At 60.6% G+C, this 25908-nt stretch carries 26 protein-coding genes; 13 read left to right on the top strand and 13 right to left on the bottom strand.

Annotated features, from left to right (window positions below; genetic code table 11):
- Window positions 1-4: 4 nt before the first annotated feature.
- From NAT23_RS03215 to NAT23_RS03205, 3 genes are all read right to left on the bottom strand, one after another.
- Complete coding sequence (locus NAT23_RS03215; RefSeq protein WP_251925474.1) at window positions 5-1090, bottom strand: SO_0444 family Cu/Zn efflux transporter; 1086 nt, start codon at window positions 1088-1090, stop codon at window positions 5-7.
- Entirely contained in the window at window positions 1074-1517 is a 444-nt protein-coding gene (gene zntR, locus NAT23_RS03210; RefSeq protein WP_251925471.1) for a Zn(2+)-responsive transcriptional regulator, read from the bottom strand. Before zntR ends, NAT23_RS03215 begins: the two co-directional genes overlap by 17 nt.
- A gap of 61 nt (window positions 1518-1578) precedes the next feature.
- A complete protein-coding gene (locus NAT23_RS03205; RefSeq protein WP_251925469.1) occupies window positions 1579-2535 on the bottom strand; it encodes a DUF1853 family protein in 957 nt (318 codons plus the stop codon).
- Window positions 2536-2603: 68 nt separating this feature from the next.
- On the opposite strand from NAT23_RS03205, the gene NAT23_RS03200 reads away from it, so the two are divergent.
- The 5 genes from NAT23_RS03200 (at window position 2604) to NAT23_RS03180 (ending at window position 6649) form a co-directional block, all read left to right on the top strand.
- Window positions 2604-3485, top strand: a complete 882-nt coding sequence (locus tag NAT23_RS03200) for an NAD(+) kinase (protein WP_251925467.1) — start codon at window positions 2604-2606, stop codon at window positions 3483-3485.
- A 5-nt stretch (window positions 3486-3490) separates the two neighbouring features.
- The gene (locus tag NAT23_RS03195) at window positions 3491-4474 is read left to right on the top strand and encodes a metallophosphoesterase (protein WP_251925465.1); all 984 of its coding nucleotides are present in this window, start codon (window positions 3491-3493) and stop codon (window positions 4472-4474) included.
- A gap of 168 nt (window positions 4475-4642) precedes the next feature.
- Window positions 4643-5524 carry a rhomboid family intramembrane serine protease gene (locus NAT23_RS03190; RefSeq protein WP_251925462.1) on the top strand — a complete coding sequence of 294 codons (882 nt, stop codon included), beginning with the start codon at window positions 4643-4645 and terminating at the stop codon, window positions 5522-5524.
- Window positions 5517-5768 carry a YeaC family protein gene (locus NAT23_RS03185; protein WP_251925460.1) on the top strand — a complete coding sequence of 84 codons (252 nt, stop codon included), beginning with the start codon at window positions 5517-5519 and terminating at the stop codon, window positions 5766-5768. The genes NAT23_RS03190 and NAT23_RS03185 overlap by 8 nt, the downstream gene beginning before the upstream one ends.
- Window positions 5769-5770: 2 nt before the next feature.
- Entirely contained in the window at window positions 5771-6649 is an 879-nt protein-coding gene (locus NAT23_RS03180) for a DUF2797 domain-containing protein (RefSeq protein ID WP_251925458.1), read from the top strand.
- Window positions 6650-6660: 11 nt separating this feature from the next.
- Here the strand turns inward: NAT23_RS03180 and NAT23_RS03175 are convergent, their stop codons facing one another.
- The gene (locus NAT23_RS03175; RefSeq protein ID WP_251925456.1) at window positions 6661-8130 is read right to left on the bottom strand and encodes a RimK family ATP-grasp domain-containing protein; all 1470 of its coding nucleotides are present in this window, start codon (window positions 8128-8130) and stop codon (window positions 6661-6663) included.
- A gap of 162 nt (window positions 8131-8292) precedes the next feature.
- Between NAT23_RS03175 and NAT23_RS03170 the strand changes: the two genes are divergently transcribed.
- Complete coding sequence (locus tag NAT23_RS03170) at window positions 8293-8799, top strand: GNAT family N-acetyltransferase (RefSeq protein WP_251925453.1); 507 nt, start codon at window positions 8293-8295, stop codon at window positions 8797-8799.
- Here NAT23_RS03170 and NAT23_RS03165 read toward each other — a convergent pair.
- Window positions 8758-9639, bottom strand: a complete 882-nt coding sequence (locus NAT23_RS03165; RefSeq protein ID WP_251925451.1) for a DMT family transporter — start codon at window positions 9637-9639, stop codon at window positions 8758-8760. The genes NAT23_RS03170 and NAT23_RS03165 overlap by 42 nt on opposite strands.
- 146 nt (window positions 9640-9785) lie before the next feature.
- Between NAT23_RS03165 and NAT23_RS03160 the strand changes: the two genes are divergently transcribed.
- A complete protein-coding gene (locus tag NAT23_RS03160) occupies window positions 9786-10232 on the top strand; it encodes a YbaN family protein (RefSeq protein ID WP_251925448.1) in 447 nt (148 codons plus the stop codon).
- Here NAT23_RS03160 and NAT23_RS03155 read toward each other — a convergent pair.
- Window positions 10219-11454: an FAD-dependent monooxygenase gene (locus NAT23_RS03155; protein WP_251925446.1), complete on the bottom strand. Its 1236-nt coding sequence runs from the start codon at window positions 11452-11454 to the stop codon at window positions 10219-10221. The genes NAT23_RS03160 and NAT23_RS03155 overlap by 14 nt on opposite strands.
- Before the next feature lie 143 nt (window positions 11455-11597).
- On the opposite strand from NAT23_RS03155, the gene NAT23_RS03150 reads away from it, so the two are divergent.
- Window positions 11598-12395: an SDR family NAD(P)-dependent oxidoreductase gene (locus tag NAT23_RS03150; RefSeq protein WP_251925445.1), complete on the top strand. Its 798-nt coding sequence runs from the start codon at window positions 11598-11600 to the stop codon at window positions 12393-12395.
- A gap of 35 nt (window positions 12396-12430) precedes the next feature.
- Here the strand turns inward: NAT23_RS03150 and NAT23_RS03145 are convergent, their stop codons facing one another.
- Complete coding sequence (locus NAT23_RS03145; protein WP_251925443.1) at window positions 12431-12919, bottom strand: Lrp/AsnC family transcriptional regulator; 489 nt, start codon at window positions 12917-12919, stop codon at window positions 12431-12433.
- Between the two features lie 289 nt (window positions 12920-13208).
- On the opposite strand from NAT23_RS03145, the gene leuA reads away from it, so the two are divergent.
- The 3 genes from leuA (at window position 13209) to pepN (ending at window position 18096) form a co-directional block, all read left to right on the top strand.
- Entirely contained in the window at window positions 13209-14921 is a 1713-nt protein-coding gene (leuA, locus tag NAT23_RS03140; RefSeq protein WP_251925441.1) for a 2-isopropylmalate synthase, read from the top strand.
- Window positions 14922-15009: 88 nt separating this feature from the next.
- Window positions 15010-15387 (top strand): YbaN family protein, encoded by a 378-nt coding sequence (locus NAT23_RS03135; RefSeq protein ID WP_251925439.1) that lies wholly within the window; start codon window positions 15010-15012, stop codon window positions 15385-15387.
- 72 nt (window positions 15388-15459) lie between these two features.
- Complete coding sequence (gene pepN, locus NAT23_RS03130; protein ID WP_251925438.1) at window positions 15460-18096, top strand: aminopeptidase N; 2637 nt, start codon at window positions 15460-15462, stop codon at window positions 18094-18096.
- Between the two features lie 110 nt (window positions 18097-18206).
- On the opposite strand, the gene NAT23_RS03125 is transcribed toward pepN, so the two are convergent.
- Both NAT23_RS03125 and nfo read right to left on the bottom strand, forming a co-directional pair.
- Window positions 18207-18503, bottom strand: a complete 297-nt coding sequence (locus tag NAT23_RS03125; protein WP_251925428.1) for a hypothetical protein — start codon at window positions 18501-18503, stop codon at window positions 18207-18209.
- Between the two features lie 80 nt (window positions 18504-18583).
- On the bottom strand, window positions 18584-19441 hold the full coding sequence (gene nfo / locus NAT23_RS03120) for a deoxyribonuclease IV (RefSeq protein ID WP_251925426.1): 858 nt from the start codon (window positions 19439-19441) through the stop codon (window positions 18584-18586).
- Between the two features lie 118 nt (window positions 19442-19559).
- Here nfo and NAT23_RS03115 point away from each other — a divergent pair, with 118 nt between their 5' ends.
- Window positions 19560-19850 carry an HlyU family transcriptional regulator gene (locus tag NAT23_RS03115; protein WP_251925425.1) on the top strand — a complete coding sequence of 97 codons (291 nt, stop codon included), beginning with the start codon at window positions 19560-19562 and terminating at the stop codon, window positions 19848-19850.
- Between the two features lie 7 nt (window positions 19851-19857).
- Here NAT23_RS03115 and nth read toward each other — a convergent pair whose 3' ends face one another.
- From nth to metG, 4 genes are all read right to left on the bottom strand, one after another.
- Window positions 19858-20496, bottom strand: coding sequence for an endonuclease III (gene nth, locus NAT23_RS03110; RefSeq protein ID WP_251925423.1), 639 nt, complete (start codon window positions 20494-20496; stop codon window positions 19858-19860).
- Entirely contained in the window at window positions 20493-21488 is a 996-nt protein-coding gene (rsxB, locus tag NAT23_RS03105) for an electron transport complex subunit RsxB (protein ID WP_251925421.1), read from the bottom strand. Before rsxB ends, nth begins: the two co-directional genes overlap by 4 nt.
- 54 nt (window positions 21489-21542) lie before the next feature.
- A complete protein-coding gene (locus NAT23_RS03100; protein WP_251925419.1) occupies window positions 21543-23147 on the bottom strand; it encodes a sensor domain-containing diguanylate cyclase in 1605 nt (534 codons plus the stop codon).
- 73 nt (window positions 23148-23220) lie between these two features.
- Window positions 23221-25257, bottom strand: a complete 2037-nt coding sequence (gene metG, locus NAT23_RS03095) for a methionine--tRNA ligase (protein ID WP_251925408.1) — start codon at window positions 25255-25257, stop codon at window positions 23221-23223.
- 147 nt (window positions 25258-25404) lie between these two features.
- Here metG and NAT23_RS03090 point away from each other — a divergent pair, with 147 nt between their 5' ends.
- Window positions 25405-25854: a tellurite resistance TerB family protein gene (locus tag NAT23_RS03090; protein WP_251925406.1), complete on the top strand. Its 450-nt coding sequence runs from the start codon at window positions 25405-25407 to the stop codon at window positions 25852-25854.
- Window positions 25855-25908: the final 54 nt, after the last annotated feature.

The raw sequence follows: 25908 nt of genomic DNA, 5'->3' as shown, positions 1-25908 counted from the left end.
GATCTTATGCAGTCTTGGCGGCTCGCTCGATGCCAAGCCGCCTGGATATGCCGCGAGCAAGGTCTCGAAACACCAGTACGGCAAGCAGAGTCGAGGCGGCCCAGCTCAGTGCCTCGGGAAGCGCGGTGTGGCTTCCAAGCTCGCTTTGAATATTGATCCCGAATGTGGCGATCAGGGCGTTGGTCAGATAGCCGAACGCGATCGCCACCCCGACGACACCCGTGAGGTAGCCTGCCAGGGCCCGTGCTCCGAGCTCACGGCGGACAAGGACAAGCGTTGCGAGGTTGGTGGCCGGGCCCGCCAATAGAAAGACCAGCACCGCCCCCGGCGATACGCCGGCCAGCAGCAGCCCCGCGGCAAGCGGGGTTGAGGCGGAGGCGCAGATGTACATCGGCACGCCGACCAGCGCCATCAGAAGCATCGCCCCCGGCCCCTGGGAGAGCTCGGCCAGCGCGTCGCTCGGTACCAGCGCAACCACCATCGCCGAGGCCAGCAGTCCGACCACCAGCCACAGCGAGAGATCCCCGAGCAGCGACGTAAACGCGTAGCGTTGACCCTGCCACAGTCGGGTGCCAAGCCCGGGTGATGGTGAAGTGGCATCGGTGCGTGTATTTCCGCCGCCGCAGCAACCGCCACAGGCGGGCTTGCTCGGTTGCGGTGGTGTTGAGGTTTCTTCGCGTCGTTCTCCAAGAAGGACCAGCATGGCCGCCGTTAGAGCTGAACACAGCGCGGCAATGGGGCGGATTACGGTCATGAACGGGCCGAGCAGGGCGTAGGAAATCGCGATCGAGTCGACCCCGGTTTCAGGCGTCGAGATCAGAAAGGCGGTCGTGGCGCTTTTTGATGCCCCGCCGCGACGAAGGCCGATCGCGGCCGGAATGACACCACAGGAGCACAGCGGCAGGGGCGTACCCATGAGTGCGGCCTTGACCGCTGGCCACGGCCCGGGGCCGCTTAAGTGGCGGCCGAGCCGATCGCCTTTGACAAATGTGTGCAAGAGTCCGGCGACCACCAGCCCTAGTAAAAGCCAGACGGCGGCCTCCTGCCACAGTTTTAGAAACGCTGCACCGATGTCAGTCAGGGTGCCCATGGCAAGTCTCCTCGTTCGATTCGTTATCGGCCAGCGCGGTCAGGATGGTGCAGTGTGTGGCCGAGTGCGGCCCACCGCAGCACCGCGCGTTGATGACGCTCAAGGCATCGTGCATGCGCTCGAGTTCGCCGATGCGCCGCTCGATGTCGCGTTGCTTGGCTTCGGCAATACGCTTGACCTCTTCACAGGTATGGGCGTCGCGATCGACCTCCAGCGCCAGAAGCTCACCGATGTCCTTAAGGCTAAAGCCCATGGCCTTGGCGCGCTGAATGAAATCCAACCGCTCGAGGGTGTCGGACGTGTAGCGGCGGTAGCCGTTGGCGTCCCGCGCCGGTTCTGGCAGCAGGCCCTGCGTCTCGTAGTAGCGAATCGTTTCACCCGAGACGCCAGCGGCGCGGGCGAGGTCAACGCGTTTCAAATCTTTCATAGGGCTCCTGGTCGACCAATGCTCATCAAACTCAGTTTACCCCCTGTTGTTAACTACAGGGTCAAGCCGTTTTTTTCACCGTGAAGCGGGGAGCCTCAAAGACTTGTGCAGTGATCGGTTGTGTCGGAGGAAGTCCGATGCGATCGGGCCAGTGGGGCGGAGCGATCACAAGGCGTATCAAACGTTGATCCGCGGTAAGCCCCCAAAGCGCCTGATGGGTGTGGTAGGCGGCTTCGCGCACTGACGAAAATACAGGGTCGATCGGAGCCAGCGTTTCGAGCGGCGGCGGTGACAGCCAATGCGGTTTATAAAGCCGCACAAGGTGGGTGATGCCGAGCTCGGAAAGGGCGAGTTGGGCATCATCGGAATATACCCAGATCCCGCGCTCATGTTCGAGTGCGGCGCCGTCGGGTGCGGGAAGGCAGACGCCATCGCCCTTGATCCAGGGGTAGAACAGCGCGCCGGTCACGTGCATGCGCGAGCGAAGTTCGCCGTCAAGCGCTGCCAGCGCCTTGGGCGGATGCTCGAACAGCTTTCGAGCCATGGGCAGTTGATGGCGAAGCAGGTGTGCGGTCTTTCTGGCGAGCGAGTCGGTACCACTCATGCCGATCCAGCGGGCCATGCTCGTCTCGGTGCCCGGGCCTTCCGGCAGGCCAAGAAAGAACTTGGCGGCAAATTCTAGATGTTCAATGCGTGCGCCGGTTCGATAAAGAAGATCGAGCTCCCCAAGCGTTCGTGTGGGCGCCTCAACGTCTCGAACGCCGAGGTTGCACGCAAGCACCTCAGTATCGCTCTGGGCGTCGAGCAGAGCCTTCCACAGCCGTTCGACGTAGTGGCCAAGGCGAACGCGCTGATTTTTTTCGAGGTAGTCACGGGCAATGGCGCCCGCCATCGATGACGTCGACTCAGGCGGTGTCGGCAGCAGCTCAGAAGTGGGCGGGGTGATATCGCCCAGGTCAATCAGTCGTGGGGCCTGTCTTAGCCAGGCCAGATCGGCCCGGATGCGGTCCTGATTCATGTTGGCGTTTGCCCCGACTTGTTCACCGTCGCATAATGCAGCGCTTGGCCCGTGAATGGATATTTAGCATGCCGTCGTTCAAAGCGATTGGCCTGATCGGACGATTGGGCAGCACCAATACCCTGGTCACCTTAAAACGTTTGATCCGGTTTTTACAGACACGCGGTTGCCGGGTGATTGTCGAGGATCATATTGCGGAATCGCTTTTGGGACAGGCGCCGGAAGTCATGTCAAGCGAGGCCATGGGCCAGTCATGCGATCTGGTGATCGTGGTCGGCGGCGACGGCAGCCTTTTGGGCGCGGCGCGGGTGCTGTGCACGAGCGGGACACCGGTGCTCGGCGTCAACCGGGGGCGCCTCGGATTTCTGACCGACATCGCCCCCGATGAGGTCGAAGAGGGCGTGGGCCGCGTGCTCGATGGCGAGTTCGAGCACGAAGCGCGCTTTCTGCTCGACATGCGCGTTGAGCGTAACGGCGAGTGCATTGCACGCGGCAACTGCCTCAATGATGTTGTGCTTCACCCCGGCAAGGCGATTCAAATGCTCGAGTTTGAGCTTTTTATCAACGAGCAGTTCGTCTACACCCTCCGCGCCGATGGGCTCATCATTGCAACCCCGACGGGCTCCACCGCCTACGCGCTCTCCGGCGGCGGGCCGATCCTGCATCCCGGGCTCGACGCGATCGAGCTCGTGCCGCTGTCGCCGCATACCCTGTCGAGCCGGCCGATCGTGGTCGATGCCGACAGCCGCATCACGCTTCATGTCGGCGAAACCAACGAAGCCTTTCCGCATCTGAGCTGTGACGGGCAGTCTCAAGTCGTGGCCCAGCCCGGCGATATCATCGAGGTCAAACGGCTGCCCGAACGGCTGAATCTCATTCACCCCGTCGGGCACGATTTTTACGCCATTTGCCGCAATAAGCTCGGTTGGAGCAGTCGGCTCGGAGAATGAAGGGCATGAGCGAGGATGCGTTCGATCTGATCGGCGATGTTCATGGCTGTGGCGCAACACTTGCGGTACTGCTGGAGCGCCTAGGCTATACGCGATGCGACGATGGGGTCTACCGCCACCCGAGTCGACGGGTCATCTTTCTTGGGGATCTGATCGACCGGGGCCCTCGCGTGCCACTGGCGCTCGACATTGCCAAGCGAATGGTGGATGCCGGCAGCGCCTTGATCGTGATGGGCAATCACGAATATCACGCGCTCAGTTACTGCTCGCCAAGCCCCACGGGCGGCGGCTGGCTGCGGCCCCATACCCCCAGAAGCACCCGGGTCATTCAAGAGACGCTTGCGCAGTTCGAAGGCCGTGACGCGCAGTGGCAGAGCTACCTCGACTGGTTCATGACACTGCCGCTGTGTCTTGAGCTTCCAACGCTTCGTGTGGTGCACGCCTGCTGGGACGAGCCGTTGATTCGACGGTTTCTTGAAACGCACCCCGACGGGCGCATTGATCGCGCCTTCTTGAACCGTACTGCCGAAAGCGACAGCGTCGAGTACCGGGTTCTGGACCGGCTGACTCGAGGCGCTAATGTTGTGCTGCCCGACGGGCTTCAGATTCGCTCGAGCGATGGATTCGCCCGTCGATCTTTTCGCGCCAATTTCTGGACGCCCGACCCTGAAACCTATGGCGATGTGGTCTTTCAGCCCGATCATCTGCCTCCGGAACTTGACGCGCGGCCGCTTTCAGATCGGGAGCGGTGCTCGCTTGCCTACTACGCTCCGACACGCCGACCGCTCTTTATCGGGCACTATTGGTGTGAGGGCATTCCGGCCCTGCCGGCCCCGAACGTCGCCTGTCTTGACTACAGTGCAGTGAAGTACGGGCGGTTGGTAGCCTATCGATTCGATGGCGAACAGCGCCTCGATGCGAACCGATTCGTCTGGCTCAAGGTGCTCTCGGAGCGAGACGCTGAAAAAAAATCGCGAGAATTTCACTAGAGCGAGGAACTTCCGGAACATGCCGGCATCAGAGTAGGTGTTCCCTTGAATGATCCCTTGCTCTTGTCCGGTGGCCTACCCACCGGACTTCTTTTTTTATGGACGCAATAACCGCCTGGGCCATCGCACGACCGGCTCATTCAAGGCTTGAACGAATGGATAGGGTTTATGGCCAAGGTACTTCAGTTTCCTGAGCACATCGATATTTCACCGCTCAGACAGGCGCTCTGGGCGCACCGCATCAATCACCACTACCGCGAAGAGCAGGATCAGCAACTGATCTTTCTGATGGACGAGGCGCGTCTTGATGACGCCGTTGCGCTCACTGAGCGCTTTCGAAGCGGCCAGGCGCTGACACTCGACGAGCATGACGCCGAAACGCGCTCTGATCTACCCGCCAGTAACAGTGCCCGTCAGGCGCTCCGGCGCGCGGCGTTCACCGCACTGACCATCGCCCTCTGTGCGATGATCTATGTGATGATGAGCGTGGCAAGCGTTGAGTTCATCACGGCCTTCACCATCGTTCCAATGACGTTGACCTCACAGGGCCTCGAGGCCGGTACGCTGTCGCAGGCGTTTGCGACCGGGCAGTTCTGGCGGCTGCTTTCGCCGGTGTTTTTACATTTTGGCTGGATGCACCTGGTATTCAATATGGTCTGGCTTTGGTACTTCGGCCGTCAGGTCGAGGAGTATCAGGGCCGGCTGCGCTTTCTCGCACTCGTCGTCGCCTCGGGCGTATTTGCAAACCTTGCGCAGTACATGACCGGCACGCTGCTGTTCGGCGGCATGTCCGGCGTGATCTATGCACTGATGGGGTATGTCTGGCTTTGGTCGCGCGTGCCCGATTCCCGGTTCGAGGTTCCAACGGCTCTGGTGCTCTTCATGGTGGGGTGGATGGTGCTGTGCATGACCCCCCTTGCCGGTGCGATCGGCTTTCCAAACGTTGCCAACGAAGCGCATCTGGGTGGGCTGTTTGCCGGCCTCATTATCGGTAAACTAACGCTTCTTGCCCGTAAGCCCACTGATAAACGCGGAGAAGACGATGAGTGACATGACGTTTGACAAGATAGCCGCGCAGCTGACGCCTGAGCTTTATCAGCGTTTCAAGAGCGCGATCGAGCTGGGCAAATGGCCGGACGGTACGCGACTCAGCAAGGATCAGGTTGCCCTTTGCATGGAGGCAGTCATCCACTACGAGCACACTCACGACATACCCGAGGCCTCGCGCATCGGCTTTATTGATCGCTCGAACAAGAAAAAGAGCGACGATGACAACATCACGTGGGTGAATTGAGCATGGAAAATCCCGTCGCCGCGTGTGGTGTGCTGTCCAAGATGCCGACTGCGGCGGCGACCGAGCCTGCGCACTACGCGCTTCGCGTGGGCGAGCAGCACCTCGAGCTTGATAACGCGCTTGGCGCCCGTGTTCGCATCGAGCCGACCGGGCGTATCTTCTGTCTGCACTGCGGGCGCGCCACCAAAAAAAGCTTTGCCCAGGGCTTTTGTTACCCCTGCTTCAAGGGTCTTGCCCGGTGTGATCTCTGTATCGTTAAACCTGAAACCTGCCATTACCACTTAGGCACCTGCCGCGAGCCGGAGTGGGGCGAGACGCACTGTTTTGCACCGCACGTGGTGTATCTGGCCAACGCCTCCGGTGCCAAGGTCGGCATCACCAAACCCTCTCAGATTCCGACACGCTGGATCGATCAGGGCGCGAGCCAGGCACTGATCATTGCCCGGGTCGCCACGCGTCAGCAGGCAGGCTTTGTCGAAGCGCTTCTGCGCGAGCGCATCAGTGATCGGACGAACTGGCAGAAAATGCTCAAGGGCGCACCGGCGCCGGTCGATCTGCCGGCGCTTCGAGATGAGCTATTCGAACAGCTCGCCGAGAAGCTCGAAGCGCTCAAGGCCTTCGTCGGGCCGGAGGCAATTACGCTGGTCGACGAGCCGGTGGTGACGCTTTCCTTTCCGATCGAACGCTATCCGGCCAAGGTCACCACCTGGAACCTTGATAAACACGCGGTCGTGGACGGCCGGCTCGAGGGCATCAAGGGGCAGTATCTGCTGCTCGATAGCGGCGTACTGAACGTTCGAAAGTTCGGCGGCTACGAGGTAAACGTTCGTATCGAGCCAGAGGGCACTGCGGTCGCCGAGACCGGCGACCTGTTCATGTAACTGGCCAGGCGTTAGCGCCGGGCCAGCATCCGATTCAAAAAGACCTGCATCACCCGTTCGTAGAGCGCCGGGCCCAGAACCACGTCCTCGATGCCGGCATCGAGGTTGGGGTTATCGTTGACCTCGATCACCACCACGCGCTCGCCCTGTTGTTTCAGGTCCACGCCATACAGGCCGCGTCCGATCAGGCGCGCGGCCTTTAGCGCGGCAGAGAGCACCGCCGTTGGCGCATCGACCGGGTCGATGGTCTCGAACCCGCCGCTTCGCGTGCGCCCGCTTGAGTGGTCATAGATTTGCCAGTGGCCACGGGCCATGTAGTAACGGCTCACGAACAGCACTTCGCCGTCGAGAATGCCGACCCGCCAGTCGTAGTCGGTCGGCATCCATTCCTGCAAAAGCAACAGCGCCGAATCCTTGAACAGCCGCTCGGCCTGTTCGAGAAGCTCGTCGGGCGAACGGACCTTGCTGACGCCTTTTGAAAACGCGCCGTCCGGCACTTTCAGAACCTGCGGGTAGCTCAGCGTCTCTGCAAGCGCCTTGATGCTTTTGTCGTTGCGCGACAGGATGTGCCCGCCCGGCGCCGGTACGTGGCGTTCGTTGAGCAGCGCGTGCAGATAGATCTTGTTGGTGCAGCGAAGAATGGAGTCCGAGTCGTCGATCGCGACCAACCCTTCATGCTCGGCGCGCTTGGCCATCCGATAGGTGTGATGATCGATGCGGGTCGTTTCCCGAATAAACAAACCGTCGAACTCGGCAAGGCGCCCTTCGTCGCGGTGGGTAATCAGGCTGACATCGATGCCGAGCTTGCGCCCGGCGCGAATGAACGCCTTCAGCGCGCTCTTGTTGCTGGGCGGCAGCGCTTCCTGAGGGTCGATCAAAATGGCGAGATCGAACCGGTAGCGCTTGCGCGCGGCGGGCGTTCGCCATACCTGCTTCGAGTGACGGTTGAGCGCCGAGGCGAAGCGCTCTTCATCCTCTTGCGACAGTGAGTCAAGCGACAGCGGCGTGAGTGTCTCGAGCTGCCAACGGCCGTGATGGTAGGCGAGTTCCACATGCATGAGCGGGCACGGCAGGTGCTCGAACAAACGCCGCCCGAGCGGGGCCAGCGCCTCCAGATCGCTCTGGCCGAAAAAGAGCTTTAGGGACAGAGTTTCGCCGAGTTCTGTCTGGCGGGCGAGCTTGTCCATCCAACGTTGCAGGCCATCGAGGCGCAGCGCCATCAGCTCCGTGCGCTCGAGCTGGCTCAGAGTGTCGACGCTTGGCTGTACGCGCTGGTTCCGCGCCTGGGCCAAAAGCGACACGTAGTAGCCGGTCCCCAGGTAGCTCAGGTCGTTGCACAGATTGATGATGTGGGTTGCCCGCGCCGCGCTCTGAGCGTCGGCGGTTTCTGCCAGAAATTCATCGGCGCTAATCACGTCGTCGCTTGGGTAGAACGGGCGCCAATCACTGAGTCGATCCACCACGATGCGAAGACGGGACATGTGAACTCCTTGGCGTTCAATAAGAGAAAACAGGGCAAGAGTGCGAGAGCGGTGCCTGAAACACAACAGAGCGTGCGTGAAATAATTTCATGAATCCGCAGCTTTTCAGGCGCTTCGGCGCAGGCGAGACTTGGCCTTTTCGAACGCGAGGAACGCTCTATCATGACCGGTCAACTACGAGCGGCGACGCCTCATGACGTCGATGCGCTCTGGGCGCTCGAGCAGGCCTGTTTCAGTCCGGGCGCCGATCGTTTCAACCGCCGCCAGATCAGCTATCTGATCCGCCATGCAAAGGCTGTGACCGGCGTCGTCGAGCAAAATAGCCACCTCACGGGCTATGCAACGCTTCTTGTGCGCGCCCGTGAGCGGCTCGGGCGCATCTATTCCCTGTGTGTGCATCCCTCGGCTCGAGGTGCCGGTCTTGGCGAGGACTTAGTCGACTTTCTCGAAGACAAGGCCCTTGAACTTGGTCTTGAGCGGCTGGTGCTCGAGGTGCGCGTCGACAACGACGCCGCACTCACGCTCTACGCACGGCTTGGTTTTGAGCGAACGGCCTGGCTCGATGACTATTACAGCGATGGCTGCGCGGCATGGAAAATGAGCAAGCCGCTGACGCCCCTGACCCCCCTAGGCCCAGAGCACCAGCACCGCGGCGAGCGAGATCAATGAGAGTCCGGCAATATCACGCCGCGTGAACGGCTCTTTCAAATAGTGACGCGCCAGCAGCAGCGTGAAAAAGACCTCGACCTGGCCCAGTGTCTTGACCAGCGCCACCGTTTGAAGGCTGACGGCCGTGAACCAGCCAAGCGAGCCGATGCAGCTGGCGATACTGATCGGCAGGCTCACTTTGGGCGAGCGTATCAGCGCCATGAACGTGTCCGGTCGTTTTACCCCAAGCCAGAGACTCAAAAGCGTTGCCTGAATCACGATTGAGGCCAAAAGCACCCAGGCTGCTGCGTGGGTGAACGGCAGCGCATCCAGTGTGAGCGTGGCCTGACGCACCGCAAGCGTTGTAAAGGCGAAGAACAGCCCACTTGAAAGGCCAAGTGCGACCGTTCGAGCGCTCGGGACTCCGACCTGAGAGGGGCCTTTCATGACCCAGACCGCGACGGCCCCGATCACTACGCCGGCCCAGCCGAGCATGGAAAGCGTCGCCCCGAAGACCAGCACACCCAAAATTGCCGCCAGCAGGGCCTCACTGCGTGCAAGACCGACGCCAATGGCGAAACTTCGCTCCTTGAACAGCGTAATCATCAAGACCGTGGCCACGATCTGACTGAGTGCGCCACCAAGGACGTAGGCGCCAAGTGCCATCGATAACGTCGGCAGCGGTGCCGGCGCGATCAGATACAGCACGCCCAGATACGCCGCCGCCAGCGGCCAGGCCCAAAGAAAACGGGCCAGGGTGACGCCATAGGCATCGACATGCGCACTCAGGCGCTTTTGAAACGCGTTGCGCAGGGCCTGAGAGGACGCGGCCAGTAACGTAAAAACAACCCAATAAGCCATTGTGGCGATCCATTCAGTCAACCAGGTAGAACGGCTAGGGTACTTATTGTTTCAGGTGCGCCGCCAATGAAACCTGGTGATGCCATGCATTCCATTTGGTTGGGGATTATTCAATAATAATTCTTGTTCTTGATATGGGAGAGGGCATGTCCGGAGGGAATACGCCACAAACGCACCCGCCCGGGGCACGACGCTGGGGGTTGCCACGGGTCTGCTGGATTGTTCTTGCGGCACTGTGTTTTGCCATTGGCGTGGTCGGCATCGTGATGCCGCTGTTGCCGGCAACCGATTTTTTCCTGCTGGCGGTGATCTGTGCCTCTCGCGGTTCGAAACGCTTCGAGCGCTGGATTCGACGCAACCGGCTGGCGGGGCCGTTGATTCGTGCCTGGGAAGAGGAACGAGCGGTGCCGACGACGGCCAAGGTGGTGGCCGTCATCAGTATGGTGCTATCGCTGTCGCTACTTTATTGGCACATCGGCCTGCACTGGTCGTTCTGGCTGTGCGTGGGCATTCTTGCAGCTGTTGCGCTCTTTCTATTGAGTCGACCCGTACCAAGCGCCGCCTGCCGCCACCGCCCGCTTAAGGACGACTGAGCCCCATCGCGTAGGCCATGACCTTACGCTTGCCGGGGCCTGCCCGTTCGGCCAGAGCAAGCCCTGCATTGCGCAGCAGTTTGAGCGGCAGCGCCTGATGCTTGAAGCCGTGGTAGAACACATCCATGGCCGACATCATCACCCGGTTGGCGAACTGACGTTTCAAGGCGTACTCATTCAAGACGTGCTGCGCCCAATAGGGCTTGCCGGCGCTGTGCGCGGAGTGAATCAGCGCGCTCAACGCCTCGACGTCCTGAAAGCCCAGATTGACCCCCTGGCCTGCCAGCGGGTTGATGACGTGTGCGGCGTCGCCGATCAGGGCTACCCGGTCCTGCACGTAGCGGGTGGCGTGCTGGCGCACCAGCGGAAAGCTGCCGCAGCCCAGCACCTGGTTTACCGCGGGCAATTCGCCCGGGAAGGTCGTTTCCAATTCCGCCTTGAGTGCATCCATCGACAGCGCTGACAGCGTATCGATTCGCTCGGGCGCGTCGTACCACACCAGTGAGGCGTAGCTCTGATGGCCGTGCTCATCGGCCTTGAACAGCGGCAGCAGGGCGTGGGGCCCGCTCGGCGTAAAGGCCTGCCAGGTAATGTCGAGCGGCGGCGCATCGAGCAGGACGTTCACGATCATGGCCTTGTGACCGTAAGGCCGGGTGTCGACCTCGATATTGGCCGCCGTACGTACGCTCGAGCGTGCGCCTTCGGCGCCAACGACCAGCGAGGCCTCGAAATGGGTGCCGTCATTCAGTGTAATGCGAACGCCGTCGGGGTCGAGCGTGAGCGTCTCGAGGCGAGCCGGAGCGTGAATGCCGACATTCGAGCGATGTTCGAGCGCGTCCCAGAGCGTCCGCTGAATCACGCGGTTTTCCACCATATAGCCAAGCTGATCGTGCTGAATGTCGCGCGCATCAAAGGTGGCCTGATTCCACCGACGCCGCGCGAGACGCTCTCCCTCGAGCTCTTCCCACACCGATAGCCGAACGAACGGGTGGGCGCGCTTGGCCTTGATGGCCTCGAGCACCCCAAGGCGCTCAAGAAATGTGCAGCTCGATTGGTTGAGGCTTGAAATTCGAAGATCGGGTGCGGCGGCCGGGTCGAAGGCGGCCGGGGGCGCCGGCTCGATCAGGGCGATCGTAAGGTCGGTGTCGGCGAGTGCCTGAGCGAGCGCAGCGCCGGTCATGCCGCCGCCGATGATGGCAACGTCGTAGCGTGTGTGCGTCATTGAGTGTCCTCTTGTCTCGAGCCTATCTTAGCGGTCTATGGGCGTTGACGCATGAGGTGGATTGCCCTGTGTCATTGCTCTGTGTCACGTGGGAATCTGCACTATGCTTGATCGGTTCAAACATAACTCTAGGAGTGTTTCCCATGGATCTGGGACTGACAGGCAAGGTGGCCTTGATTACCGGCGCCGCCAACGGCATCGGTTTTGAAACCGCGCGCATTCTGGCCGAAGAAGGGGTGACGTTGGTGCTTTCGGACCTCGAAATCGACGCGCTCGAGCGCGACGCACGCGCGCTCAAGGGTGATCCTTTGTGCGTGGCAACCGATGTGACCGACCCTGCCGCGCTCGATGCGCTGGTCAAGACCGCCACTGACCGCTTCGGTCAGCTCGACATCGTGGTGCATACCGCCGGTGTAACCGGGGCGAAAGGGCACCCGCTTGAGCTCAAGGATGAGGATTACGAGACCTGCTGGACCATCAATTTCATGTCGTCTGTGCGTCTCGCGCGCGCCGCCATGCCGGAGCTTCGACGCAATAACTGGGGCCGATTCATCTGCATCTCGTCAGAAAACGCCGTACAGCCGTATTGGGAAGAGGCGGTGTATAACGCCTCCAAGGCGGCGCTGTCGGCGTTCATCAAGAACCTCTCCTACGATGAAGCCGCGCACGGCGTCCTGTGCAATACCGTGTCGCCGGCCTTTGTTGAATCGCCAATGACCGATGGCATGATGGAAAAGCGCGCCGAGGAACTTGATGTGAGCGTCGAGGAGGCGATCGAAAGCTTTCTGGAAGAAGAGCGCCCCGGCATCGTGCAAAAACGCCGCGGCAAGGCGCAGGAAGTGGCGAGTACCATTGCCTTTCTGGTCTCCGAGCGCGCCTCCTACATCAATGGCAGCAACGTCCGCGTCGATGGCGGCGCCGTCCTGTCGGTTCAGAACTAGGTCGTATCGGCTTAAGTCGATACGACCTGGCGTGCTCACCGCGGTGCGGTGGGCACGATATTGCGATCGAAAACCTTTCTCAGCACGAAACTGGTGTGCGAGGCGGTCACGCCCTCGATGCGATTGATCGTCTTGAGCAGCAGCGCTTCATACTCCTCCATATCCTGCACCAAGAGCTTGAGTTGAAAATCCGCCGATTGGCCGGTAATGATCAAGCATTCCAGCACGTTCGGAATGGCTCGAATCGCACGCTCGAAATTGGCAAAGCGCTCATCGGTGTGCTTGTCCATCGCAATGTGCAGGATCACGGTCATGCCATAGCCCAGCCGTTTGGCATCGACCATCGCCCGATACCCTTCGATAAAGCCGGCCGCCTCGAGCGCGCGTACGCGCCTGAGACACGGCGAGGGCGAGAGCCCGATGCGGTCGGCAAGCTCCTGGTTGCTGATGCGGCCGTTGGTTTGCAACTCGCTCAGAATCTGTCGATCAAAGCGGTCAAGGGCGACGGGAAGCTCTGGAGTCATAGTGCGCAATTTCCTGTTATCTAATGACAATTAAGTGGCTTTATATGCCAGCATGCTCGCCTGTGGCCATTAAATTCGCAATCAAATAAGCGCATCGATGGCCTAGACTTGTATCCATCGTCACAAGCGAGTCGCGGCCTTCGCCGCAGACGCACCGTCTACCCGACGCTGCGTTCCAGCCGACAAGGACGTATCCTGTCCGAGGTGCTGCCAATTCACGGCAGCGACGCGATCCGAGCCTTCGGGCTCGGAGCCGGTTTTTACCCAGACCCTTCAAAAGGCATTGACCATGAATGCACCATCCGCTCCCTCGTTCGATCATCGCAAATATCAGCCCGTCGCTCCGGTCGGTCTCAAGAACCGTCAATGGCCGGACCGGCAGATCACCAAGGCGCCGCTCTGGACAAGCGTCGACCTACGCGATGGCAACCAGGCACTGCTCGAGCCGATGAGTGTCGAACAGAAAAAAGCGCTGTGGGCGCTTCTGGTCAAGGTCGGGTTCAAGGAAATCGAGGTCGGTTTTCCCGCCGCCAGCCAGCCAGATTACGATTTCGTGCGCTGGTTGATCGAGGAAAACCAGATTCCCGATGACGTCTACATTCAGGTGCTGACCCAGGCCCGGGAGCATCTGATCGAAAAGACCTACAAGGCGCTGGAAGGCGTCAAGCGCGCCATCGTGCACGTCTATAATTCAACGTCTGTCGCCCAGCGCGAACGCGTGTTCGAAAAGGATCAGGCCGGCATCACCGAGATTGCGGTTCAGGGCGCAACCTGGGTGAAGGCCTACGCCGAACGCTATCCCGACGTCGATTGGCGTTTTCAATACTCACCGGAAAGCTTTACCAGCACCGAGGTCGACTTCTCGGTCGCCATCTGTGAAGCGGTAATGGACGTATGGCAGCCCACTCCCGAGCGCCCGTGCATTCTGAACCTGCCGGCGACCGTCGAGATCGGCCCGGTCAATCACTTTGCTGATCAGATCGAATACTTCATTACCCACATGAAAAACCGTGACTGTGCGCTGATTTCGCTGCACACGCACAATGACCGCGGTGGTGCAGCGGCGGCCGCCGAGCTTGGTTTGATGGCGGGCGCCGACCGCGTCGAGGGCACGCTTTTGGGCAACGGTGAGCGTACCGGCAACATGGACATCGTCACGCTTGGCCTTAACCTCTACAGCCAGGGCGTCGATCCGGAGCTGGATCTGTCCAACCCCGATGAGATCATCCAGGTCTATACCGAGTGCACCCAGCTGCCGGTGCATCCGCGCCACCCCTGGGTGGGCGAGCTGGTCTATACCGCGTTCTCGGGCAGTCACCAGGACGCGATCAGCAAGTGCCTCAAGAAACAGCGCCCGGATGAGCCGTGGCAGGTGGCCTACCTGCCGCTCGACCCGCACGATCTGGGCCGCGATTATCAGGCCGTGATCCGCGTCAACTCGCAGTCCGGCAAGGGCGGCATGGCGTTTCTGCTCGAGCGTGACCATGGCATCAGCATGCCGCGCTGGATGACGCTTGAACTGGCGCCTCATGTGCAGCAGGAAAGCGAAAAGGTGGTTGGCGAGCTCTCGAGTGACTCGATCCGCAAGGTGCTGGAATCGACCTTTATCCAGTGCTCGCCGTTCGAGCTTACCGGCTACCGGGTCGACCGTGAAGACGCCGAAAGCCTCAGCGCACGACTGAACGTGCATGGCGACGGTCAATCGAGCGTCATCTCGATTCAGGGTGAGGGTAATGGTGCGATGTCGGCGTTCATGGACGCGTTCCAGCGAAGCTCCGGTGTCAGCGTCAATGTGGTCGATTACAGCGAACACGCCCTCGGCGAAGGCAGCGACGCCGTCGCAGTGGCCTTTGTTCAGTTGAACGTCAACGGTCAGCGCTTTGCCGGCATGGCCGAAGACGGCGACACGGTGACCGCCTCGCTCAAAGCCGCGCTCTCGGCGGTCAACCGCGCGGTGGAGGCTGGTGTGGCCATCCAGCTTGAGGCCACTGAAATGGTCTGAGCGGAACGACACGCTCGACCCGTGGTCTTAACGCCTGCCCCCGCCAAGGGGGGCGGGCGTTTTTCATGCTGAGAACGAGGACAGAACCATGTGGATGCGGCGACTGTGGGTTGCGCTTGCAGGCGTGAGCTTCGCCCTCGGCGTGATCGGCGTGGTGCTTCCGATCATGCCGACCGCGCCGTTCATGCTGCTGGCGGTCTTTTGTGCGTCCAAGGGCTCGACCCGCTTTGCCGACTGGATCCGAAACCACCGGTTCGCCGGGCCACACATCCGACAATGGGAAGACGAGCGCGCCATCTCAAGGCGAGCCAAGATCATGGCGGTGGCCGCCATGGCCGTGGGCGCGGTGTGGGTCGGCGTATTGATTTCGATGTTGTGGCTCAAGCTTTTGATCTGGGCGGTGCTCGCGGCGGTGGCGGTGTTTTTGGTGACCCGGCCTCGACCAATGAGCGAGCGCTTAAAATGAATCGCGGGCGCGCTTTGGCCTTGTTTGAGGTGGCGTCGTACACTTGGGGCACGATTTATCAAGGAGTGCCCCATGGCCGAGCCACATGCGATTTATTTGAAGGATTATCAGCCGCCCCGTTATCAGGTCGAGCACACCGAGCTTCGCTTCGATCTCGCCCCTGAAGCGACCCGCGTTCAAGCAACGCTTCAGATTACGCGCGCCCCGGGCACGGCGTCTGACGCGGCGCTGGTGCTCGCTGGCGATCATTTGACGCTTGAGCACGTGGCAATCGACGGCCAGCCACTTGAGCCCGGTGAGTTCGAGGTGACTGATCGCGCGCTCACGATTCACACCGTGCCCGAGCGCTTTCGGCTCGACACCGAGGTAGTGCTTGCGCCGGCCAGCAACACCGCCCTCGAAGGGCTTTACCAGTCCAACGGCATGTTCTGCACTCAGTGCGAGCCGGAAGGCTTTCGCCGCATCACCTTCTACCCGGATCGCCCCGACGTCATGGCCACGTTCACGACCACCGTCATCGGGGATCAGGCGGCGACCCCGATTCTTCTGGCCAACGGCAACCCGGTCGAGCGCGGTGAGCTGCCGGACGGTCGCCATTTCGTGACCTGGAACGACCCGCACCCTAAGCCTGCGTATCTGTTTGCGCTGGTGGCCGGCAATCTCGAGAAGATCGAGGATCAGTTCACGACGCAAGGCGGGCGCGAGGTCACGCTTCAGATCTGGGTCGAGCAACAGAACCTCGACAAGACCGCGTTCGCGATGACCGCGCTCAAGCACTCGATGCGCTGGGACGAAGAGCGTTTCGGCCGCGAATACGACCTTGATCTGTTCATGATTGTTGCGGTAGATGACTTCAACATGGGCGCCATGGAGAACAAGGGGCTCAACATCTTCAATAGCTCCGCCGTGCTTGCCAACCCAGACACCACCGTCGATGCGATGTTCCAGCGCATCGAGGGCATTGTCGCCCACGAGTATTTTCATAACTGGTCAGGCAACCGGGTAACCTGCCGCGACTGGTTCCAGCTGGCGCTCAAGGAAGGCTTTACCGTCTTCCGGGACCAGCTTTTTTCCTCCGACATGAATTCGGCGCCGGTCAAGCGCATCGAGGATGTGGCGCTGCTTCGAACGGCTCAGTTCGCCGAGGACAGCGGCCCGACCGCGCACCCGGTTCGCCCGGATCATTTCATCGAAATTTCCAACTTCTACACCCTGACGGTGTATGAAAAAGGCGCCGAAGTGGTGCGGATGCTGTGCAATCTGCTCGGGTGGGAGACCTTCCGCCAGGGCTCCGATCTCTATTTCGAGCGGTTTGACGGTCAGGCGGTGCGGGTCGAGGACTTCGTCGACTGTATGGCGGAGGTGTTAAACCTTGATCTGACCCAGTTCATGCGCTGGTATTCCCAGGCCGGCACGCCCGAGATCAGTGTCGACAGCGCCTATGACGCCGAGCGGCGCACCTTTATGCTGACGCTCAGTCAGCACACGCCGGCAACGCCTGGTCAGGAGGAAAAGGCGCCGCTTCAGATCCCGGTCGAAATGGGGCTTCTGGACGAGCAGGGCGTCGATATGGCACTGGTGATCGACGGGCAGTCGCTTGGCTCCTCGACGGTCTTGAATCTGGACGAATCGACCAAGCAGTTCGTGTTCGAGGACGTGCCCCACGCGCCGGTGCCCTCGCTTCTGCGCGGCTTCTCGGCGCCGGTGAAGCTTAAGCAGACGCTCTCGCGAGAACAGCTTTCGTTTCTGATGCGCCATGACAGCGACGGCTTCAACCGCTGGGACGCCGGTCAGCAGCTTGCGCTCAAGGAGCTCGAAACATTGATGGCGGCCTATCGCCGCGGTGACGAGATGGTGCTCGACGAGTTCTTCGTCGAGACCGTGCGCTCGCTTGTTGAAACGCCGGCCAGTGACAAGGCGGTGCTTGCCGAGATGCTGACATTGCCTACCGAGGCATTCATCGCCGAACAGCAAACGACGGTCGATATCGACGCCATCCACCAGGCACGCCGTTTTGCCATCGCATGCCTTGGGGACACGCTGTTCGAGGCCTTCGAGACGCTCTATACCCAGGAGCAAAGCGACGCTGCCTACGCGCCGGATTTTGACCAGATCGCTCAACGAAGCCTCAAGAATGTGGCGCTTGCCTACCTGTGTGCGTCCGGCCGGGATGACGCGTTTGCGTACGCGCGCCAGCAGTTTGAGGCCAACGCCAACATGACCGATGTACGTGCGGCGCTGACCCAGCTCGCCCACGCCGGCGATACGTCGATCGGCGACCCGGCGATACGCGCCTTCGGCGAGCGCTGGGCGCACGACCCGCTGGTCATGGATCAGTGGTTCGCGACCCAGGTGTCTCGTCCGCATGAGGACGCGCTGGAGCGGGTGCGGTTTCTGATGGCGCATCCGGCGTTTTCGATCAAGAACCCCAATCGCGTTCGCGCCCTGATCGGTACGTTCGTCAATCAGAACCGGGTCAATTTCCATCGCCGTGACGGACAGGGATATCGGCTGCTCGCCGATGTCGTCATCGAGCTTAACCGGCTCAACCCGGAAATTGCGGCACGCATGGTACTGCCGCTGACGCGCTTCAAGCGACTGGACGGAACCCGGCGCGCCCTGATGCTCGAGCAGCTCGAGCGGATCAAGGCCGAGCCGCTGTCGCGCAACGTCTATGAAGTAGTGGACAAGGCGCTGACCAGCGCATGATGTTTGGCCGGTAGGTCATGCTGTAAAACGAGCGAGGCGGGCCATGGCCCGCCTCGCTGTCGTTTGGGTTACTGAGTCAGGGGTACTGAATCAGTGTCACTCGATAAGTATTACTGGGTCAGCCAGCTCAGCAGAATCACGCCGATGCCGAGCCTGAACGCGCCGCCGAGGATGCTGCCGCGCATGAAGGCGCGCACCGCGCCATAGAGAAACATCAACCCGATGACCAGAAGTGCGATGCTGAACACCGACGGGCTGATGCCGAGTGAGCGGGTGACGCCATCGATGAAATCGTCGATGGCGCCGAAAAAGTTCTGCCAGATACTGGACAGAAAGTCGATCAGGCTCTTGAGGACGGCGCCAATGGCTTCGCCCACATCGCCGAAAAACGAAGAATCTTCGTGCATGGCAGACGCTCAGTCTTGCTGGTGAGGGCCGCTCAGCATACCGGGCGTATCGGCCACTGACTAGGCACGAGCGACTCTGCTCAGTGTGCGCCGTAACGCTGGGCCTTGAGCCAGGCGATTTCATCCTGCCAGATGCTTGGATCGACAGTCTCGAGCACCATGGGTACGCCCTTGAACCGCGCATCCTGCATGATCATCCGAAACGCATCGGCGCCGATTTCCCCCTGGCCCAGGCTGTGGTGGCGGTCCTTGCGGCTGCCAAGCGTGACCTTGGCGTCATTTAGATGCATGCCGCGAAGGTAATTGAAGCCAACGGTCGCCTCGAAGTCATCGAAGGTCGCCTTGAACGCCTCTGGCGTTCGCAGATCGTAGCCGGCGGCAAAGGCGTGGCAGGTGTCGATGCAGACCCCGACCCGGCGCTTGTCATCGACCCGCTCGATGATTCGGGCCAGGTGCTCGAAGCGGTGCCCAAGATTACTGCCCTGGCCGGCGGTGTTTTCAATCACGGCGGTAACGCCTCGGGTGCGCGACAACGCGTCATTGACCGACTCGGCAATGCGTTTCAAGCAGTCATCCTCACTGATCTGGCGCAGATGACTGCCCGGATGAAAGTTCAAAAGCGTAAGTCCGAGCTGTTCGCAGCGCTGTAACTCATCGAGAAAGGCGGCGCGGGATTTCTCGAGCTTGTCTGCCTCCGGATGGCCCAGATTGATCAGATAGCTGTCGTGGGGCAGGATCTGGTCGGGGGTGTAGCCGAGTCGTGCGCAGTTGGCCTTAAAGCGCTCGATGTTGTCGTCGGTCAATGGTTTGCCGACCCATTGGCGCTGGTTCTTGGTGAACAGGGCAAACGCCGTGGCGTTGAGCTCATGGGCACGCTCGACGGCGTGTTCGACGCCACCGGCGGCACTGACGTGGGCGCCTACGAAAAATTCGGTCATGCGGGTCTCCTTGTACGCGGCCTACAGTGTAGCGATCATGCCCGCGTGACTCAGCATGATCCGTGATAGGCTTTCTCGATTCCGATCACAGCAAGGCACTATTTGTGAGGTACCTTTCATGTTTAAACGACTTCTGAGCGCCCTTTCAGGTGGCCGCGAAAAGGCGGCACCTGCAGGGACCGAGGCTGAGGCCACGGAATACAACGGCTACTGGGTCGTGCCGGTGCCGCAGCCGGTCGGAGGGCAGTTTCGCGTCAGTGGGTTGATCAAGCGAACGGAAACGGACGAGGCGCCGTACCGCTTCGAGCGCTCCGACATGCTGCCGGACCGTGAGGGCTGCATCGAACTGACCCGCCAGAAGGCGCACCGCTTGATCGATGAGCAGGGGCCGCGCCTGTTCGAGTCGTAAGCATCGGTCAGTCGAGCTCGACCTTGTCCTTGTACTCGCACAGGTCCTCGATCACACAGCTGCCACAGCGTGGTTTTCGGGCAAGGCAGGTGTAACGGCCGTGCAGAATCAGCCAGTGATGGGCGTTCTGGCGAAACGGCTTGGCAACGACCTTGTTGAGCTTGGCCTCGACCTCATTGACGTTCTTGCCCGGGGCAAGCTTGGTGCGATTCGAGACCCGAAAAATGTGGGTGTCGACCGCGATGGTGGGTTCGCCGAACGCGGTGTTCAGGATCACGTTGGCGGTCTTGCGCCCGACACCCGGGAGCGCTTCGAGCGCGGCGCGCTCGCCGGGCACGTTCCCGTTATGCTTGCTTAAAAGCTGCTCGCTCATCGCGATCAGGTTCTTGGCCTTGTTGTTGTAGAGCCCAAGAGTCTTGATGTGGGCCTTGACGCCATCAAGCCCGAGTTCAAGGATCGCGTTTGGTGTATTGGCGACCGGAAAAAGTCGGGCGGTGGCCTTGTTGACGCCGACGTCGGTTGACTGCGCCGACAGCGCCACGGCGACCAGAAGCTCGAACGGCGTCGACCACATGAGCTCGGTCGTTGGGTGTGGGTTTTCGGCGTGAAGGCGCTCGAAGATCAAGCGGCGTTTTTCCGCATTCATGTCAGGGCCTCCGCCTGCTCAAGTGCTTTTTGAGCGGCCGCCTTGTTGGCGTGTGCGCGTTCAAGCTGAGCGCGCGCGGCTTCGGCCTGCTCGGCCGTGCCCTTTATCTCGAGCCGTTTCAATTGTTTCTGAGCCTGTTTCTCGGTGGTTTCGGCGGCCTTGAGCGCGATGCGAAGCTGCTTGAGATTTGGACCTTGCTGCTCGGTCGATGCCATCTGTGTCGGCGCCTGCAGAGCGTCGAGACGTTGCTCGATGGCGCCCAGATACGCCTTGGCTGCGCGGTGCCGGTGTTCAAGCTCTTGACGCTCTGGCTCGTTGACGTGTTTGAACTGACGCTCAAACCGTCGTAGCCGGGCCTGGGTTGCCGCCTTGGCCGCTTTCAGATCGGTCATGTCCAAATGGTCAAGTGCAGGTGTTGCCGCCTCGGTCGCTACCGCCGAGTCACCTTGTCGTGCGTTTTGGCTGCGCTTTCTTTGAGTGCGTCGAGTGTCTTCTCGGGCGGTGTGGGCTTCAAAGCGTCGACGCGCCAGCTCGGCGCGGTTGTCGAGGAAGGTGCGCTGTTCGTGTTCGGTATCGCAGGCTTGCCACGCCGGGTCGATGATAAGGTCGATGCAGTCGACCGGGCAGGGCGCGATGCACAGCTCGCAGCCGGTGCATTCAGACTCGATGACGGTATGCATCTGCTTCGAGGCGCCGACGATGGCATCGACCGGACAGGCCTTGATGCACTTGGTGCACCCGATGCACTCATCCTCGCGAATGACCGCGACCTGTGGTGTTTCGGCGTCGACTGCCAGCGGCGGCTCTTCAAGCTCGAGTAAATCTGCCAGACGAGCGACGGTTGCCTGCCCGCCCGGCGGGCACTTGTTGATGGCCTCGCCTTCGGCAATGGCGCGTGCGTAAGGGCGACAGCCCGGGTGGCCGCACTTGCCGCATTGGGTTTGCGGCAGGGCCGCATCGATGTCATCAAGCAAAACAATAGCTGCGTTCATGGCGCGGGGTAATCTGTCTGTGTTTCAAAGGCGGCCAGTATACGCGTTTACCCGTCATTGATCATTCAGGCTTGGCCTGAATCCGTGCTCAGTCACCACACGATTGCGGCCGTTGGTCTTGGCGGCGTAGAGCGCGATGTCGGCTGCCTTAATCAGGTCTTTCGGGCTGCGCTCGGCGCCGGGTTTCAGGATGCTTAATCCGATACTCAGGGTCAGGTACGTGCTGACCTGCGACCCGGGGTGGGGAATGCGCCGCTCACTGAGCTCGCGCATGAGCCCTTCGGCGCGTTGTCGTGCGGATTCGAGGGCGGTATTTGGCAGGAGCACCATGAACTCTTCGCCGCCGGTGCGCGCAGCCAGCTCATCGCCATCGGCGAAACAGGATTGCATCAGATCGCCCACCATGCGCAGGCATTGGTCGCCTTCGGGGTGGCCGAAATGATCGTTGTAGCCTTTGAAAAAATCGATATCGATCATCAAAACACACAGCGGCGTCTCTTCCGTGCGCGCCTGTTCAAGTGCGTGCTGAAGGCATTCCTCGAACTGACGGCGATTGGCAAGACCCGTGAGCTCATCGGTGCGGGTCTGATGCAAAAGCGTGACGTTGCGGGTGCGCTCTTCGTTGATCAGGCGCTGTACATCTCGGGCGAGAAGCCCTATTTCGTCGTCTCGGCTCAAAAGAGACTCTGGCAGCGGGTTAAAACGGTCTTCCTGGTGGCGAAGGGTCTGAGTGTAGGTGCCGAGCGTGTGCATCGGCTTGATGATCAGCCGCTCAAGCAGCACTGCGACCGATATGAGCGTCAGGGTAAAAATGAGGGCAAGCGTTGCCGTGACGCCAAACAGGGCGCGGATGCTGCCTTGATAGTCGGTGCGTGGCAGTATAGCCGTGATGGCGAGGTAGGCGTTTTCGGGCGAGGCCTTGATCAGCCGTGTCACGGTTATTTTGTCGCTTGCGTTGCGGTTGATGGTGGTCGAGTGGGCGGTCACGGCCATTCGACCCGGATAGGCTTTAGGCACGGCCTTGATCGATAGCTGGAGACCGGTCTGTGTTCTCGCCTGTTCCTGCCAGTTTTCATCGAGTAATTGAACGATGGCGAGCCAGCCTCGGGTTGGCCCGCGGGCGTCGGTGGTCAGAATCGGGCTGGTGGCGACCATGGCCGGCATGGGGCTACTGAGCAGCCAGCTTTCGGCGCGCGGCGGCTGGCTTGAAATGTGATCATCGATCAGCCTGACCAGCTCAAGACTCCAGGCGCATGCGCCTTTTCCTCCTTCACAGGAGGTGTATTGGCCGGTACTCGGGTCAATGCCCACGACCCAGCGAACCTGTTGGCGCTTGTCGAAAAAAATCATCAGCGTCTGCTGGGTGTCCCTAAGCATGGCCTCGCTGAAGTTGACAGTGGGATAGGTCGGCATGCGCCCTTCAACAAACTCGATCGACATGTCCCAGTGCGCCCAATCGCGTGTGGTACCGTTCAAATTCGTCATACGGGAGTCGAGCAGATGGGTGATGCGATCGAGGTTAGCGTGTGCATAACGCGTCTCGCCCGCGAGCATTCGTGGCTGAATCAGGGCAAAGGACGCCACGTAGATCAGGACGATGGACGTCACACCCACAAGGCTTAAACGCAGCAGAAACCGTTTACGCAGAGAAAGGGTCATTTTGCCGATAACTCCATGATTCACCGGTTGAAGTTATCGGCAGGTGGGGCATTAAGTGTAGCGGTGCCGGTGGTTAACTGACGCGCTGACCGGGCTTGGCACCGTTATCCGGGGACAATAGGTAGATGCCGCCCTCGTCGCCGGAGGCCAGCACCATGCCTTCGGATACCCCGAAGCGCATCTTGCGCGGGGCAAGGTTAGCAACCATGACGGTCAAGCGGCCTTCCAATGCTTCCGGGCTGTAATGCGCCTTAATGCCCGAGAACACGGTCTTTTCGGTGCCACCGAGATCGAGCGTGAGCTTCAAAAGCTTCTTGGCGCCGTCAACGCTTTCGGCGCGCTTGATCAAGGCAATGCGTAGGTCGACGGCGGAAAACGTGTCGAAGTCGATCGCCTCGCTGATGGGGTCGTCATCGAGCGGCGTCGGCGCCTTGTTCGCACCGTCCTTGATCTTCTGCTCCTCGACCAGCACGTCCTTGGACGCCTCGATCATGGCGTCGATACGCTCACGCTCGACGCGGGTCATCAACGGCTTGAACTTGTTGATCGTGTGACCGACAAGCGAGTGCTGGCGGCTTGCCCAGTCGATGCTTTCCAGGTTGAGAAACGCACGGGCGTCGTCGGTAAGCGTCGGAACGATCGGTGCCAGGTAGACGATCAGCTGGCGGAAGAGGTGAATGCCCATGGAGCAAACATCAAGGACGTCCTGTTCGCGGCCGTCTTCCTTGGCTAGAGCCCACGGTGCTTTTTCGGCGATGTAGGTGTTGGCGTCATCGGCCAGAGCCATGATTCGGCGAACGGCGCGGGCGAACTCGCGCGCTTCGAAATCGTCTGCGATGACGTCGCCTTCTTTGATGAAGCGCTCAAGCAGCTCGGGTTCCGATACCGTCTCAGAGAGGGTTCCGCCGGCTTTTTTGATGAAGCCCGCGCAGCGGCTGGCGATATTGACTACCTTGCCGACCAGATCCGAATTTACCCGGGCGGCGAAATCCTCGAGGTTGAGGTCCAGGTCGTCAACGCCTGAGGTCAGCTTGGCCGCGAAATAGTAGCGCAGGTATTCCGGGTTCAAGTGCTCGGCGTAGGTTTCGGCCTTGATGAAGGTGCCGCGGGATTTCGACATCTTGGCGCCGTTGACGGTCACGAAGCCGTGGCAGTTGACCGCCGTGGGCGTTCTGAGCCCGGCGCCTTCGAGCATGGCCGGCCAGAACAGGGCGTGGAAGTAGACGATGTCCTTGCCGATGAAGTGATAGACCTCGGCGTCGGAATCCTTGTTCCAGTAGCGGTCGAACTCGAGACCTTCGCGCTCACACAGATTCTGGAAGCTGGCCAGATAACCGATCGGTGCATCGACCCAAACGTAGAAGTACTTGCCCGGCGCGCCTGGAATTTCGAAGCCGAAGTAGGGCGCGTCACGGGAGATGTCCCACTGATTGAGCCCGGCGTCGAACCACTCTTGAAGCTTGTTGGCGATCTGAGGCTGGAGTCGGCCATCGCTTCGAGTCCATTGCTCCAGAAACTTACCGAAGGCCGGCAGGTCGAAAAAGTAGTGAGTCGAGCTTTTGACGACTGGCGTGGCACCGGAAATGGCTGAGACCGGGTCGATCAACTCGGCTGGCGTGTAGGCTGCACCGCAGGCCTCGCAGTTGTCGCCGTATTGGTCGTCGGCCTTGCACTTCGGGCAGGTGCCCTTGATGAAACGGTCGGCCAGAAACATCTCGCGCTCGGGGTCAAACATCTGTTCGATGTCGCGGGTCTTGATGTGGCCGGCGGCGTCTAGGGCGTTGAAGATGCGCTCGCTGTGAAGGCGGTTCTCTTCACAATGGGTCGAGTAGTAGTTGTCGAAGTTGACGTGAAAGCGGGCAAAGTCGGCCTGATGTTCCTGATTGACACGGTCGATCAGCGCCTGGGGCGTAATGCCTTCCTGCTCGGCGCGCAACATGATGGCAGTGCCGTGCGCGTCGTCGGCGCAGACATAGTGACACTCATGGCCGCGGCTTTTTTGAAAGCGAACCCAGATGTCGGTCTGGATGTATTCGAGCAGGTGGCCCAGGTGAATCGAGCCATTGGCATAGGGTAGGGCGCTGGTTACCAGAATCTTTCGCGCAGTCATGGGGCCTCAGGGGACAACAAAGATAGGAAGACAGGGGCATGACCCCCATATGGAATAGCGGTGATTCTAGCGTGTTGAGGCCGCAAGCGTAAGGTTGGTCCGCGCCGGGAAAACGACGCCAAACGAAAACAAACGCAAGGTAGGGGTATGTTTCAAAAGATTCAGCGGTTTTTCGACCAGATGATCGTCATGCGCGACGCACACGGTGGCACTGAGATTTCGCTCGAGCTTGCGACGGCGGCACTTCTTTGCGAAGTGGTGCGCGCCGATCACGCCATCGAAGAAAGCGAAATCGTTGCCATGGAGGCGATGTTGAAACGGCGCTTCTCGCTTGACGAACAGGCGCTTGATGAGCTGATGGCGCTTGCGCGTGAGGAGTCCGAGGCGGCGGTCGATCATTATCAGTTCGTGCGCCTGATCAACGAACACTGCTCGTTTGAGCAGAAATTTGAGCTTGTTCGCGCCATGTGGACACTTGCCTACGCCGATGGCGAGATCGACCCGCTCGAGGAGGCGCGTATTCGAACGCTGAGTACGCTGCTTTTTCTGAGTCACAGTGATTTCATTCGCGCCAAGTTTGCCGCCAAGCCTGAGTAACATGACGGCGTCGCTCACGTATGGGCGTTGGTGGGGCGGGCGCGTTATACTCCC

Origin of the sequence: Larsenimonas salina (assembly GCF_023736155.1) — a bacterium.
Lineage (GTDB): Bacteria > Pseudomonadota > Gammaproteobacteria > Pseudomonadales > Halomonadaceae > Larsenimonas > Larsenimonas salina.
Note: the sequence above shows the minus strand (reverse complement) of the source record. Positions and strands in the feature narration are given on the sequence as shown.

Bases quoted from the DNA above. Each gene is read 5' to 3' on its own strand.
- zntR (WP_251925471.1), bottom strand. From the start codon at position 1,517: ATGAAAGATTTGAAACGCGTTGACCTCGCCCGCGCCGCTGGCGTCTCG.
- NAT23_RS03160 (WP_251925448.1), top strand. From the start codon at position 9,786: ATGTCCGGAGGGAATACGCCACAAACGCACCCGCCCGGGGCACGACGC.
- NAT23_RS03170 (WP_251925453.1), top strand. From the start codon at position 8,293: ATGACCGGTCAACTACGAGCGGCGACGCCTCATGACGTCGATGCGCTC.
- NAT23_RS03155 (WP_251925446.1), bottom strand. From the start codon at position 11,454: ATGACGCACACACGCTACGACGTTGCCATCATCGGCGGCGGCATGACC.
- NAT23_RS03115 (WP_251925425.1), top strand. From the start codon at position 19,560: ATGTTTAAACGACTTCTGAGCGCCCTTTCAGGTGGCCGCGAAAAGGCG.
- NAT23_RS03200 (WP_251925467.1), top strand. From the start codon at position 2,604: ATGCCGTCGTTCAAAGCGATTGGCCTGATCGGACGATTGGGCAGCACC.
- NAT23_RS03165 (WP_251925451.1), bottom strand. From the start codon at position 9,639: ATGGCTTATTGGGTTGTTTTTACGTTACTGGCCGCGTCCTCTCAGGCC.
- NAT23_RS03100 (WP_251925419.1), bottom strand. From the start codon at position 23,147: ATGACCCTTTCTCTGCGTAAACGGTTTCTGCTGCGTTTAAGCCTTGTG.
- NAT23_RS03185 (WP_251925460.1), top strand. From the start codon at position 5,517: ATGAGTGACATGACGTTTGACAAGATAGCCGCGCAGCTGACGCCTGAG.
- pepN (WP_251925438.1), top strand. From the start codon at position 15,460: ATGGCCGAGCCACATGCGATTTATTTGAAGGATTATCAGCCGCCCCGT.
- NAT23_RS03135 (WP_251925439.1), top strand. From the start codon at position 15,010: ATGTGGATGCGGCGACTGTGGGTTGCGCTTGCAGGCGTGAGCTTCGCC.
- metG (WP_251925408.1), bottom strand. From the start codon at position 25,257: ATGACTGCGCGAAAGATTCTGGTAACCAGCGCCCTACCCTATGCCAAT.
- NAT23_RS03190 (WP_251925462.1), top strand. From the start codon at position 4,643: ATGGCCAAGGTACTTCAGTTTCCTGAGCACATCGATATTTCACCGCTC.
- NAT23_RS03150 (WP_251925445.1), top strand. From the start codon at position 11,598: ATGGATCTGGGACTGACAGGCAAGGTGGCCTTGATTACCGGCGCCGCC.
- NAT23_RS03125 (WP_251925428.1), bottom strand. From the start codon at position 18,503: ATGCACGAAGATTCTTCGTTTTTCGGCGATGTGGGCGAAGCCATTGGC.
- leuA (WP_251925441.1), top strand. From the start codon at position 13,209: ATGAATGCACCATCCGCTCCCTCGTTCGATCATCGCAAATATCAGCCC.
- NAT23_RS03195 (WP_251925465.1), top strand. From the start codon at position 3,491: ATGAGCGAGGATGCGTTCGATCTGATCGGCGATGTTCATGGCTGTGGC.
- nth (WP_251925423.1), bottom strand. From the start codon at position 20,496: ATGAATGCGGAAAAACGCCGCTTGATCTTCGAGCGCCTTCACGCCGAA.
- NAT23_RS03175 (WP_251925456.1), bottom strand. From the start codon at position 8,130: ATGTCCCGTCTTCGCATCGTGGTGGATCGACTCAGTGATTGGCGCCCG.
- NAT23_RS03180 (WP_251925458.1), top strand. From the start codon at position 5,771: ATGGAAAATCCCGTCGCCGCGTGTGGTGTGCTGTCCAAGATGCCGACT.
- NAT23_RS03215 (WP_251925474.1), bottom strand. From the start codon at position 1,090: ATGGGCACCCTGACTGACATCGGTGCAGCGTTTCTAAAACTGTGGCAG.
- rsxB (WP_251925421.1), bottom strand. From the start codon at position 21,488: ATGAACGCAGCTATTGTTTTGCTTGATGACATCGATGCGGCCCTGCCG.
- NAT23_RS03090 (WP_251925406.1), top strand. From the start codon at position 25,405: ATGTTTCAAAAGATTCAGCGGTTTTTCGACCAGATGATCGTCATGCGC.
- nfo (WP_251925426.1), bottom strand. From the start codon at position 19,441: ATGACCGAATTTTTCGTAGGCGCCCACGTCAGTGCCGCCGGTGGCGTC.
- NAT23_RS03145 (WP_251925443.1), bottom strand. From the start codon at position 12,919: ATGACTCCAGAGCTTCCCGTCGCCCTTGACCGCTTTGATCGACAGATT.
- NAT23_RS03205 (WP_251925469.1), bottom strand. From the start codon at position 2,535: ATGAATCAGGACCGCATCCGGGCCGATCTGGCCTGGCTAAGACAGGCC.